Here is a 12329-nt window from a genome sequence, read left to right as displayed (position 1 = left end):
GTGCTGGGGTGGGTTAGAGGGTGCAGTTGATGAGGACTGGTTCGGGGTGCAGGGTTACCCCGAAGCGGGCGTGGACCTGGTCGCGGATGGTGCGGGCCAGGGTGAGCAGGTCACTGGTGTGGGCGGTGCCGCTGCGGTTGGTCAGGGCCAGGGTGTGCTTGCTGGAGATGGCCACCCCGCCCTCGCCGGGGTGGCCCTTGGCGAAACCGGCCCTGTCGATCAGCCAGGCGGCGCTCACCTTGACCAGGCCGTCCGCCCCGGGCCAGGCGGGCGGGTCGCCCAGCTCGGCGGAGCGTTCCAGGAGCTGTTCGTACGTCGCCCGGTCGAGCACCGGGTTGGTGAAGAAGGAACCGACCGAGCGAGTGTCCGGGTCGTTGGCGTCGAGCACCATCCCCTTGCCCGCCCGCAGCCGCAGCACCACCGCTCGGGCGTCGGCCAGCGGCACCTGGTCGCCCACCTCGACACCGAGGGCTCGGGCCAGCTCCGCGTAGCGCACCGGCCCGGAGAGCGGAGACCTGGTGAGTCGGAAGTCGACCGAGAGCACCACCCAGCGGTCCACGTACTTGAAGATGCTGCCCCGGTAGGCGAAGCCGCAGTCGGCGGCGGGGATGACCTGACGGGTGCCCTCGACCCGGTCGTACACCTCGACGCCGGTGATCGTCTCGGCGACCTCCTGGCCGTACGCGCCGACGTTCTGGATCGGGGTGGCACCGGTCGAGCCGGGGATGCCGGACAGGCATTCCAGCCCGGCCCAGCCGTTGGTGACCGTGGCGGCGACCAGGTCGTCCCACGGCTCGCCGGCGTCGACCCGTACGGTGACCGAGGTGGCGTCCTCGGCGATGACCCGCATGCCACGGGAGCGCACCAGCACGACGGTGCCGGGGAAGCCGGCGTCGCCGATCACCACGTTGCTGCCCCCGGCCAGGATCAGGACCGGCTCCGCTGCGGCGCGTACCGCCTGGACGAGTTCGTCGGCACTGCCGGCGGCCACGATCCGTTCGGCTGGCCCACCCGTTCGGAGGGTGGTGTAGCCGGCGAGTGGACCGGGGATGGCACGATCGGCGTCGGTTGTCGGCTGGGCGGAGGCGTCTGGCACGCCCTTCACCTTAGGCTGACAAGTAGCCGTGGCACCCACTGGTCGTCCGGCACCCCCGGGAGGATGGCGATGAGCAGACTGCAGGGCAGCAAGGATTTCTGGATCGGGGCGCTCCGGACGGAGGGTCCGGCTTTCGCGGCAGCGGTGGCCGAGGCGCCGCCGGAGACACCGGTGCTGTCCTGTCCGGGCTGGACGGTCAACGACCTCACACTGCACATGGCCGGCCTCTACCACTGGGTGTCGTCGTTCGCCGGTTCCGGCCAGACCAGCCAACCGCCTCGCCGGGAGAAGCTCGAGGCCGGCCCGGGCGTGAACGCGCTCCAGCTGTGGCAGCAGGGTTACGACCGGGTGATGACCCTCTTCGACGGGCTCGACCCCGAGGCACCGGCGTGGAACTGGGCACCGCAGCCGAAGAAGGCCGGTTTCTGGCCGCGTCGGATGGCGCACGAGACGGCTGTGCACCGCTGGGACGCCCAGCTCGCCATCGCGGCTGGTGACCCGGTGGAGGCGAAGCTCGCGGCCGACGGGGTGAGTGAGGTGCTGGACACCTGGCTGCCGGCGGGCCGGCGGCATGTGCCGGGTGACTGGCACGGGGTGGTGCAGCTCTGCGCGACCGATGCGGCCCAGGATTGGTATCTGCGGTTGCGCGGCGAGGGCGTGGCGCTGCTCGACACCGCGACCATCTTCGACCACGACGATCACCACGCCCGTGCCCAGGTCAGCGGCACCGCGAGCGACCTGCTGCTGGCGCTCTGGGGTCGGGTGAGCTTCGAGACGCTGGACGTCGTCGGTGACCGCACCCTGTTGGACGGTCTGCGCACCGGCTGACCGACGCACCACGAACGAGGGCGTCACCCCGGCGGGGTGGCGCCCTCGTCGGCGTTCGGGGGATCCACCGCGCACCGCACACCGCACACGGCGCACCGGCGGCCCGTCCATCACAGGACCACAACGCTGAGAGAGCGCTCTCTTGACACCGGGTTGACGACCTACCACCCTGTCGTGAGAGCGCTCTCTTAGCCATCTGCCATCACCCGCCCGCCTTGAGAGAGGTCGATAACCCATGGCTGTCTTCCCGCGCCGCCGCCTCGCCGCGGTGGCCCTCGCCGCCACCACCGCCCTGCTCGTCACCGCTGGCTGCGGCGGCGGTGACGAGCCGGGCGACGGACCGGTCACCCTGACCGTCGACGTCTTCGGCCAGTTCGGCTACGAGCAGCTCTACCAGGAGTACATGACCGCGAACCCCGGCGTGAAGATCGTCGAGCGCGGCACCGGCACCAACCTCGACGAGTACTCGCCGAAGCTCACCCAGTGGCTCGCCGCCGGCCGGGGCGCCGGCGACGTGGTGGCCATCGAGGAGGGTCTGCTTGTCGAGTACAAGGCCAATCCGGCGAACTTCGTCAACCTGCTGGACCACGGCGCCGCCGACCTCAAGGGCAACTTCCTGGAGTGGAAGTGGAACGCCGGCCTGACCGCCGACGGCAAGCAGCTCATCGGCCTCGGTACCGACGTCGGCGGGATCGCCATGTGCTACCGCAAGGACCTCTTCTCCAAGGCCGGCCTGCCCACCGAGCGCGACGAGGTCTCGAAGCTCTGGCCGACCTGGCCGGACTACATCGCCACTGGTGAGAAGTTCGTCGCGGCCAAGACCGGGGCGTCCTTCCTCGACGCAGCCACCAACACGTTCAACACGATCCTGCTCCAGACGGCCGGCAACAGCAGCGGCTACAGCTACTACGACACCAGCGAGAAGCTGGTCGTCGACAGCAACCCGGCCGTGCGACAGGCCTACGACACCACCATGGACATCATCGACTCGGGCCTCTCCGGCAAGTACGGCTCGTGGTCCGAGGAGTGGGTGTCCGCCTTCAAGCAGTCGAAGTTCGCCACCATCGCCTGCCCCGCCTGGATGACGGGCGTCATCGAGGCCAACGCCGGCACTGGCGCCCAGGGCAAGTGGGACATCGCCCGGGTGCCCGGCAACGGCGGCAACTGGGGTGGATCGCACCTCGCCGTGCCCAAGCAGAGCAAGCACCAGGCCGAGGCGATCAAGCTGGCCAAGTTCCTGACCAGCGCCAAGGGGCAGATCGGGGCGTTCAAGGCCAAGGGTCCGCTGCCCTCCTCGCCGCAGGCGCTCGACGACCCGGCGATCACCGGTGCGACCAACGCGTACTTCTCGGGGGCACCCGTCGGCTCGATCTTCGGCACCGGCGCGAAGAGCCTGAAGCCGGTCTACATGGGCCCGAAGAACCAGGCCGTACGGACCGAGGTGGAGAACGCCGTACGGACCGTGGAGCTGGGTCAGCGCAGCCCCGCGCAGGGCTGGACCGACGCGGTGACCAACGCGAAGAAGGCCGCCGCCAAGTAGCCCAACCAGCGTGCGTGCGGGCGGGCTCCGACGACCGGAGTTCCGCCCGCACGGCGGAAAGGAGTTTCCGGGCATGACCGTCCAGCTCGAGGCCCGCCCGCCGGTCGTACCGGCACCCCAGCGTTCGCCAGGCCGGCTCAGCCGGCTCGACACCCGGTTCTCGCCGTACCTCTACATCGCCCCGTTCTTCCTGATCTTCGGCATCTTCGGGGCGTACCCGCTGGCGTACACCTTCTGGGTCTCGCTGCACGACTGGGACCTGCTCGGAACCGACCACCCCTTCGTCGGGGCGGAGAACTACACCCGGCTGCTGGCCGACGTCGACTTCTGGCACGCTCTGGTCAACACGCTGGGGATCTTCGTCATCTCGACCGTGCCGCAGTTGCTCGCCGCACTCTGGCTGGCCAACCTGCTCAACCGCGGCCTGCGGGCGCGCACCGGTTGGCGGATGGCGGTGCTCGTCCCCAACGTCACGTCCACCGCCGCGGTGGCGATCGTGTTCGGGGTGCTCTTCGGCCGCGAGTTCGGCATGATCAACTGGCTGCTCGACCTGGTGGGCATGGACGCGATCGAGTGGAAGTCCAACCGGCTCGCCTCCTGGGTGGCCATCTCCGCGATGGTCGACTGGCGGTGGACCGGCTACAACGCGCTGATCCTGCTGGCCGCGATGCAGGCCATCCCCCGCGACCTCTACGAGGCGGCGGCGATCGACGGCGCCAATCGGGCCCGACAGTTCTGGTCGGTCACCGTGCCACTGCTCAAGCCGACGATCATCTTCTGCACCATCATCGCCACCATCGGCGGGCTGCAACTCTTCACCGAACCCCGGATGTTCCACTCCGGCACCAACCCGATCCGTGGCGGAACGCTACGCGAGTCGCAGACCCTGACCATGTACATGTTCGAGAACGCCTTCGCCCCGCACTACAACTTCGGATACGGCTCGGCCGTGGCCTGGCTGCTCTTCGCGCTCATCGCGATCGTCGCGGCGGTCAACGTGCTGATCCTGCGCCGGCTCGGCGGCGGGGACCGACCGCAGAAGGGAACGGCGCGATGAGCCGACTCTGGCGGGCCAGCCCGCTCACCTACCTTGCCCTGGTCGTCGCCGCCGGCCTGTCGGTCTTTCCGATCTGGTGGATGTTCGTCGTCGCGAGCCGCAGCAACGACGCGATGGGCCAACTGCCGCCCCCGGTCACCCCGGGCGGCAACCTGGGCGCCAACATCGCCCGGCTGTTCGACAACACCGACGCGTACTTCCTGACCGGTCTGATCAACTCGGCGATCGTGGCCACCACGGTCACCGTCTCCGTCGTGTTCTTCTCCAGCCTGGCCGGTTTCGCCTTCGCCAAGCTGCGGTTCCGTGGCCGCAACGCGATGCTGCTGGTGATCATCGCGACCATGATGGTGCCGACGCAGCTCGGCGTGATCCCGCTCTACCTGCTCATGACCAAGCTGCACTGGAACGACCGGCTGCCCGCGGTCATCGTCCCGGTGCTGGTCACCGGGTTCGGGGTGTTCATGATGCGGCAGTACGCCGGCCAGGCCATCAGCGACGAGCTGATCGAGGCCGCCCGGATGGACGGCTGTGGCACCGCCCGGATCTGGTGGCACGTCGTGGTGCCCGCGCTGCGTCCCGCCGCCGCCGTGCTCGGTCTGCTCACCTTCATGACCACCTGGAACGACTTCCTCTGGCCGTACGCTGTATTGAACGATCCGGCGAATCCGACGGTGCAGCTGTCCCTGAGAGCACTGTCGGACGGGTATTACCAGGACATGTCGCAGGTGTTCACCGGAACGGCCATCGCGACGCTGCCCCTGCTACTGGTCTTCGTGTTGTTCGGCCGGCAGATCATCGGCGGAATCATGGAAGGTGCGGTCAAGGCGTGAACGAGCGGAGCGAGCCAACCAACCGGTCCGGCAACGAGATCCGGTTTCCCGAACACTTCCTCTGGGGAGCGGCCACCGCTGCGTACCAGATCGAGGGTGCGGCCCGCGACGACGGTCGCGGTCCGTCCATCTGGGACACCTTCAGCCGTACGCCGGGCAAGGTGTACCAGGGCCACACCGGCGACGTCGCCTGCGACCACTACCACCGGTACGCCGACGACGTGGCGCTGATGGCCGAGCTGGGCCTGCGGGCGTACCGGTTCTCGGTCGCCTGGCCGCGCATCCAGCCCGATGGCACCGGCCCGGCCAACCCCCGTGGGCTGGACTTCTACGACCGGCTGACCGACACGCTGCTCGACCGGGGAATCGACCCGATCGTCACCCTCTACCACTGGGACCTGCCGCAGGCCCTTGGCGACCGGGGTGGCTGGACCAACCGGGACACCGCCGAGCACTTCGCCACCTACGCCACCGCTGTGTACGCCCGCCTCGGCGACCGGATCGACGTGTGGACCACGCTCAACGAGCCGTGGTGCTCGGCCTACCTCGGTTACGCCAACGGCCTGCACGCTCCCGGCGAGCAGGATCCGGCTGCGGCCTTCACCGCCGTACACCATCTGCTGTTGGGGCACGGCCTGGCGGCGCGGGCGTTGCGGGCGGCCGGCGCGCGCAGCGTGGGCATCACCGTCAACCCGGCCGACGTACGCCCGGCCGACCCGCAGAGCGCGGCCGACGCCGCCGCCGTCCGCCTGGTCGACGGCCTGCACAACCGGATCTTCCTCGACCCGCTGCTGGCCGGCGGCTACCCGGACGACGTCCGCGAGCACGTGGCCCGGATCGTCGAGCCGACGTTCATCCGCGACGGCGACGAGAAGGTGATCGCCGCCCCGATCGACCTGCTCGGCATCAACTACTACGCCCCGAGTTACGTGGCCGGCCGGCCCGACGGCGCCGGCAACGGCGCGTATCCGGGCACCGAGGGCGCTGTGCACTTCCTGCCGCCGGCCGGGCCGCTCACCGACATGGGTTGGATGATCGAGCCGGCCGGGCTCACCCGGCTGCTGGAGCGGATCGCCGCCGACTACCCCGGGGTGCCCCTGCTGATCACCGAGAACGGTGCGGCGTTCCCCGACAAGTCCGGCGCCGACTCGCCCGACGGCCCGGCACAGGTGATCGACGCCGATCGCATCGCCTACCTCGACGGGCACCTCCGTGCGGCGCACGAGGCGATCGCCCGGGGCGTGGACCTGCGCGGTTATCTCGTATGGTCATTCCTGGACAACTTCGAGTGGGCGGAGGGTTACCGCAAGCGGTTCGGGATCGTGCACGTCGACTACCTGACCCAGCGGCGCACACCGAAGGCCAGCGCCCGGTGGTACCAGGAGGTGATCTCCCGGAACGGGCTGTGACGAGCGGGGGGAAAGCGCGATGACGACGGCGCAGCGGCCGACGCTCGAAGCGGTGGCAGCGCGGGCCGGAGTGTCCCGCGCCACCGTTTCCCGGGTGGTCAACGGCTCCACCACCGTCGCCGAGCCGATCCGCGAGGCGGTCACCCGGGCGGTCGCCGAGTTGGGGTACGTCCCCAACCTGGCGGCCCGCAGCCTGGTCACCCAGCGCACCGACTCGATCGCCCTGGTCATGCCGGAGGCGGCCACCCGGGTCTTCTCCGACGACCAGGTCTTCCCCGGCATCATCCGGGGTGTCAGCCAGGAGTTGGAGGCGGCCGACAAGCAACTGGTGCTGATGCTCGCCGGCTCGCCGGCCGGGCACCAGCGGGTCGAGCGGTACACCACCGGCCGGCACGTCGACGGCGTGCTCTTCGCGTCGCTGCACGGTGCCGACCCGCTGCCCGGCACGCTGGCCCGACTCGGCATCCCGGTGGTGGTGAGCGGCCGGCCGCTCGGCGACGTGCCAGTCCCGTACGTCGACGTCGACCACGTGGCCGGGGTGACCGCGGCCGTCCGGCACATGATCGACAGCGGTCGTCGACGGATCGCGACCATCGCCGGGCCACAGGACATGGTCGCCGGGATCGAACGGCTCAGCGGTTACCGCAGCACGGTCGCCGACGCGGGGCTGCCCGAGCTGATCGCCATCGGTGACTTCACCAGGGAATCCGGGTCGGCGGCGATGCGCCGCCTGCTCGCCGAGCATCCCGACCTCGACGGCGTCTTCGCCGCCTCCGACCTGATGGCGCACGCCGCCCTGCGGACGCTGCGCGAGGCAGGTCGGCGGGTGCCCGACGACGTGGCGGTGGTCGGCTTCGACGACATCGAGACCGCCGCCTACACCGAGCCGCCACTGACCACCGTCCGGCAGCCGATCGTGGAACTCGGCCGCCGGATGACCCGCCAACTGCTCCGGCTGGCCGCCGGGGAGACCATCGAGCAGGCGATCATGCTGCCCACCGAGCTGATCCGTCGCGCCTCCGCCTGACCGCGCCGGACGATTATTGCGTCGCTCCGGCGGGCGATCCTGGTTAGCCTCGCCGACATGCACATCCGAGTGGCGCGACCCGACGACGCCCCGGCCGTGGTGGCCCTGCGGGCCGCGGTCTTTCCGTACCTGGTGCGCGGTGTCGAGTCGACCCGGAAGATGATCGCCGAACCGCCGCCCGAGGAAGAGTGGACCGCGTTCGTGGCCGAGGTCGACGAGCGGGTGGTCGGTTGGGTGTCCGCCGAACGCATCGGCACCACATCGGCGACGGATGTCGGTGGCATCAACCTGCTGCACGTGCACCCGGAACACCGGCGGCACGGCATCGGCACCGCCCTGCTGACCGCCGCGACCGACTTCCTCCGCCCGTTGGGAATCCGCCGGGTGCGTGCCATGGCGCAGCCCGACGCGCTGCCGTATGCCCGGCGGCACGGCTACGAGCCCAGCCGGGAGGTGCGCTACTCGGCGCTCGACCTGAATCCGGCACCCGCGCTGCCCGACCCGCCACCGGGCGTGCGGCTGCTCCCGATCGCCGACCTGGACCCGCACCTCCTGTACACGGCGGACGTGGCCTCGGCGGCAGACGAACCGGGCGACGTGCCGGTCGACGCGAAGAGCTACGAGAGCTGGCAGTACGACGTGTGGGACAACCTCGGGCTGGACAAGGCCGCCAGCGTCGCGGCCGAGGTCGGTGGTGAGGTGGTCGCGTTCAGCCTGGTGAAGCGGGACGGGGACCGGATGTGGTCGGACTACACCGGCAGCATCCCGACGTACCGCGGCCGAGGGCTGGCGCGGCTGGCCAAGACGGCCGCACTGCACCGGGCCGCCGCCGACGGTGTACGTGTCGCGTACACCTCGAACGACGAGGCGAACGCGCCGATGCTGGCGATCAACGCCCGGCTGGGCTACCGGCCGGTCACGTCCCAGTGGTCCTGCCTGGCCGACCTGAGCTGATCGTCGTCGCCCGGTGGGGCCGAACCCTCAGCCGCTGTCGAGATCGAGGTACGGGCTGAGAAGTTCGCGGGCGAGGCCGGTTGCGGTCCGCAGGGGAAGCCCTCCCTCGATCATCCGGCTCAGGGCGTAGACGATCGACTGGACCAGTTCTGCCATGCGGACCGGGTCCGACGAGCCGTGGTCCGTGAGCGCGGCCCGCAGCGGGGCTTCCAGGCGGTCGTGCATGAGTCGACTGGACGAGGCGAGTGCCTCGCTGCTGCCGGCCGATGCCAGCGCCCGGGCCAGCGCGTGGTCGCCTCGGGCAACCAGTTGCAGGTTGGCTTCCACGTACGCCTGGATCTTCGGCCCGGGGGCGGTGGCCTCGTCCATGTGCTTCTCGACGTACGCCGACCAGCGGGGGAACGTGTCGATGACGAGTGCGTCGAACATGTCGGCGCGGGACTTGAAGTACGAGTAGACGCTGGACCGGGCGAGACCGGCGTGCTGGGCGACCTCGGCCAGACCAGGGATCTGCTCGGGGTGTTGCGACAGCAGTGTGCGGGCCGCGTCGAGCAGCGCGGCGCGTTGGGATGCACGGTGTTCGGCGACGGTCGCGGCCTGGATCTTCGGCACCCCGCCCCCTCGTGTCGGACGGGCGTGGCCTGCCTGGTCCCTGCGGCCGCGCCCGCCCCGTCGTCGTGGTCAGCTACTGGCCGCGAGCTTGCCGTCGACCATCTCGTAAACGGTGTCACAGTATTGCAGTACGTCGTGGTCGTGAGTGACCATGACCACCGCGACCGACCGGTGCCGGGCCTCGCGGGCCAGCAGCTGCACGATCTCATGACTGCGTGCCCGGTCCAGCGCCGCCGTCGGTTCGTCGACCAACAGCACGCTGGGCTCGGTGACCAGTGCCCGGGCGATCCCGACGCGCTGGCGTTCACCGCCGGACAGCTGGTGCGGGCGCCGGTCGGCCTTGTCTGCCATCCCGACGTCCGCGAGCAGTTTCAGCGGGTCACGGCCGGACCGCTGCGACCGCGGTCCGAGTTGCAGGGGCAGCCGCAACTGGTCGGCGGCGGTCAACGCCGGCAGCAGGTTGCCCGACTGGAACACGAACCCCACGTGCCGGCGGCGCAGCTCCGTCCGCGTGCGGCGACTCGGAACGGTCATGTCCTGACCGGCAACGGTGACGGTTCCGTGGTCGGGCCGGGCCAGGCCGCCCGCGACGGCGAGCAGGCTCGACTTGCCCGCACCGGACGGACCAACGACTGCGGCGAGTTCACCGGGTCGCACCGTCAAATCGACGTCGTCGAGCGCCTGCACGGTCTCGGCGGCGTTGCCGTGCCGCAGGGACACCGCACGCATCACCAACCCGAGCCGCTCGGACGCGTCGTCGGCGGGTGTGGTCGAAGCGGTCGGAGCGGGACGGCTGCTCATCGGTTTCCTCCCAGAGCGGTGGCCGGGTCGACAGAGGTGATGCGGATGACCGCCGCGCCGGCTCCGACCAGGCCAAGGACGACGAGGCCGGCCCCGGCTGCGGAGATGCTCGGCATGCTCAGGGCGAACGGGATGCCACTGCCGGTGATGAGGGCGCCGAGCGCGAGCCCGATTCCCACCCCGATGGCGACGGCAGCAGCCAACAGCACGAGCGCCTGCGTCAGCGCGTCCCGCAACACCCAGCCGGTCGAGGCGCCCAGCGCCCGCAGGACGGCCACCTCGGGCTTGCGCTGGATCGCCCACACCGCGAAGAACGCTCCGGCGACCAGCGCCGAGATCGCGTACAGGAATCCCTGGATCAGTTGCAGGGTCGTCGTCTCGGCGGTGTATCCCGGCGAGGCGCCGTAGGACTCTTTCAGGGTCAGGCTCTCGGTGCCCGCCGCGGTGTCCCCGGCGGGCAGGTCGACGGACTTCCCGTCGTCCGCGCGGACCGCCACGGCCGTGATCTCCGTTGCAGCGCGCTGCGGCAGCGCCGTGCCGGGGGCGGTGCCGGACTTGATGGCCTGCCACGCCGCCAGCGGCACGTACGCCACGTCCACGTGCCCGAAGGTGTCCTGCTGCTTTGTCACGCCGACGACCCGCAGCCGCGTGCCCAGCCGATCGATGGTGACCGTGTCGCCCATCTGCAGGCCCGCGTCCAGCGCCGTGGGGCTGACCACGATGCCGTCCTCGGTTCCCAGCCGTTCACCCTGGCTGACCGACGGCGACAGGAACGAGTCGGGCTGAACCCCGAACAGCGCCAGGTCGACCTCCGTCCCCCGGTCGGTACGCGTGTTCACCAGCGTGTTGCCGAACGGCGCCGCGTCCGCGACGCCCGGCTGGGCGTCCCACTCGTCCACCGCCGAGAGGTCCACGACGCTGCGGGAGAACGCGGAGTCGCGCTGGACGTCCTGCGCGAAGGCGAACGAGGTGACCGGCAGGTTCTGCAGCCCGGACACTCCGTCGCGGACCAGCCCGACCGACAGGCCCGACAGCATCACCATCAGCACGGCGATCAGGGCGATCACCGCGCCCATCAGTGCGAACCGCAGGCGGGCAAAGCTCAGCTCACGAATTGCGAGGAACATCAGCGCCCGCCCTCGTGGGTTATCGACATCATGTCGACATGTTACCAACAGGCTGTTGGCAAAGCGCCGCCCCTGGAGGCAGGGTGATCTCCGTGTCAGCTTTCCTCGATCGGCTGGCCCATCGAGCGACGGGCCAGCAACGTGGCACCGGCGACCGCCGCCGGCATGATCAACACCGCGCCGAGCGGGATGAGGAAGCAGAGGAAGACGGCCACTCCGAAGCCGAGCGCGGTGGGTCGGTCGGCCTTCAGGATCGTCCGGCGCTGCGGCAGCCGCATACCGCGCCGGTAGAACGGCGCCCCGACCAACTCCACGGCGAGGAACCACCCGCCCACGGCCGCCCCGATGACCGGGACGACGGTCTGGCCGACCACCGGGATGAAGCCGGCGACGAACAGCGGGATGCCGACCAACGCCGTGAGCGCCACCAGGCGTACCGAGTCGGCGAGGCTGCGGCGCAGCGACGACCAGAAGGGCACGTCCACCGCCCCCGGCGTGCCGCCGTACCGCTGCTCGACCTGCTCGGAGATCTTCTCGTAGAACGGGTCGCCGATGACCAGGGTGACCGCGGTGAAGGTGAGCACGCCGAGCAGGCCGCCGAGCCCCAGGAAGGCCAACCCGGCGATCACCCGGACCAGGCTGCGGCCGGTGCTCGACCAGTCGTCGGCGAACGGGGTGACCAGCGCGGCGAGATCGTCCACGAAGTACACGAGCGTGGCGAGCGCGGCCAGGAAGAGCACGCCGGAGATCAGCGCCGGCACGACGCCGAGCAGCATCAGCCCCGGGCTGCGGACGTAGAGGCCCAACCCGCGCAGTAGCAGCCCCGCCCCGGCGAGGAAGCGTCCGACGACCCCGGTCACCGGGCTGGCGATTCTGCTGGCATCCACGATCGAGCAGCCTAACCAGCCGTGCTCGGATCCGCCGCGCGGAGCGCTAGCAGCAACGCACCACGTACACATCAACCGGTTGACGGACGGCAGTGATCCACCGGGGACGCCGAGCTTCGTCGCCGACCGGTCGATTCGCCGGCGGGCCAACCCGACAACCC

The 12329-nt window shown here is 70.4% G+C and carries 12 protein-coding genes; 7 read left to right on the top strand and 5 right to left on the bottom strand.

Annotated elements, in window-relative coordinates:
• Positions 1-13: 13 nt before the first annotated feature.
• On the bottom strand, positions 14-1051 hold the full coding sequence (locus tag DLJ58_RS22370) for a UDP-N-acetylmuramate dehydrogenase (RefSeq protein ID WP_244219079.1): 1038 nt from the start codon (positions 1049-1051) through the stop codon (positions 14-16).
• Between the two features lie 114 nt (positions 1052-1165).
• Between DLJ58_RS22370 and DLJ58_RS22365 the strand changes: the two genes are divergently transcribed.
• The 7 genes from DLJ58_RS22365 (at position 1166) to DLJ58_RS22335 (ending at position 8741) form a co-directional block, all read left to right on the top strand.
• A complete protein-coding gene (locus tag DLJ58_RS22365; RefSeq protein ID WP_124858955.1) occupies positions 1166-1924 on the top strand; it encodes a maleylpyruvate isomerase family mycothiol-dependent enzyme in 759 nt (252 codons plus the stop codon).
• Positions 1925-2159: 235 nt separating this feature from the next.
• Entirely contained in the window at positions 2160-3464 is a 1305-nt protein-coding gene (locus tag DLJ58_RS22360; protein ID WP_124858954.1) for an ABC transporter substrate-binding protein, read from the top strand.
• 73 nt (positions 3465-3537) lie between these two features.
• Positions 3538-4521: a carbohydrate ABC transporter permease gene (locus DLJ58_RS22355; protein WP_124858953.1), complete on the top strand. Its 984-nt coding sequence runs from the start codon at positions 3538-3540 to the stop codon at positions 4519-4521.
• Positions 4518-5351 (top strand): carbohydrate ABC transporter permease, encoded by an 834-nt coding sequence (locus tag DLJ58_RS22350; protein WP_112699824.1) that lies wholly within the window; start codon positions 4518-4520, stop codon positions 5349-5351. The genes DLJ58_RS22355 and DLJ58_RS22350 overlap by 4 nt, the downstream gene beginning before the upstream one ends.
• Positions 5348-6760 carry a GH1 family beta-glucosidase gene (locus DLJ58_RS22345; protein ID WP_124858952.1) on the top strand — a complete coding sequence of 471 codons (1413 nt, stop codon included), beginning with the start codon at positions 5348-5350 and terminating at the stop codon, positions 6758-6760. Before DLJ58_RS22350 ends, DLJ58_RS22345 begins: the two co-directional genes overlap by 4 nt.
• Positions 6761-6779: 19 nt before the next feature.
• Complete coding sequence (locus DLJ58_RS22340; RefSeq protein WP_124858951.1) at positions 6780-7787, top strand: LacI family DNA-binding transcriptional regulator; 1008 nt, start codon at positions 6780-6782, stop codon at positions 7785-7787.
• Positions 7788-7844: 57 nt separating this feature from the next.
• Positions 7845-8741 carry a GNAT family N-acetyltransferase gene (locus DLJ58_RS22335; protein ID WP_124858950.1) on the top strand — a complete coding sequence of 299 codons (897 nt, stop codon included), beginning with the start codon at positions 7845-7847 and terminating at the stop codon, positions 8739-8741.
• Positions 8742-8768: 27 nt separating this feature from the next.
• Here the strand turns inward: DLJ58_RS22335 and DLJ58_RS22330 are convergent, their stop codons facing one another.
• From DLJ58_RS22330 to DLJ58_RS22315, 4 genes are all read right to left on the bottom strand, one after another.
• A complete protein-coding gene (locus DLJ58_RS22330; protein ID WP_124858949.1) occupies positions 8769-9353 on the bottom strand; it encodes a TetR/AcrR family transcriptional regulator in 585 nt (194 codons plus the stop codon).
• A 69-nt stretch (positions 9354-9422) separates the two neighbouring features.
• Positions 9423-10154: an ABC transporter ATP-binding protein gene (locus DLJ58_RS22325; RefSeq protein ID WP_124858948.1), complete on the bottom strand. Its 732-nt coding sequence runs from the start codon at positions 10152-10154 to the stop codon at positions 9423-9425.
• Positions 10151-11281, bottom strand: a complete 1131-nt coding sequence (locus DLJ58_RS22320; protein ID WP_124858947.1) for an ABC transporter permease — start codon at positions 11279-11281, stop codon at positions 10151-10153. The genes DLJ58_RS22325 and DLJ58_RS22320 overlap by 4 nt, the downstream gene beginning before the upstream one ends.
• Before the next feature lie 95 nt (positions 11282-11376).
• The gene (locus DLJ58_RS22315) at positions 11377-12168 is read right to left on the bottom strand and encodes an EI24 domain-containing protein (protein ID WP_124858946.1); all 792 of its coding nucleotides are present in this window, start codon (positions 12166-12168) and stop codon (positions 11377-11379) included.
• Between the last annotated feature and the right edge of the window lie 161 nt (positions 12169-12329).

Origin of the sequence: Micromonospora arida, assembly GCF_003857035.1 — a bacterium.
Taxonomy (GTDB): Bacteria; Actinomycetota; Actinomycetes; order Mycobacteriales; family Micromonosporaceae; genus Micromonospora; species Micromonospora arida.
This window is presented reverse-complemented; position numbering and strand designations above follow the sequence as displayed.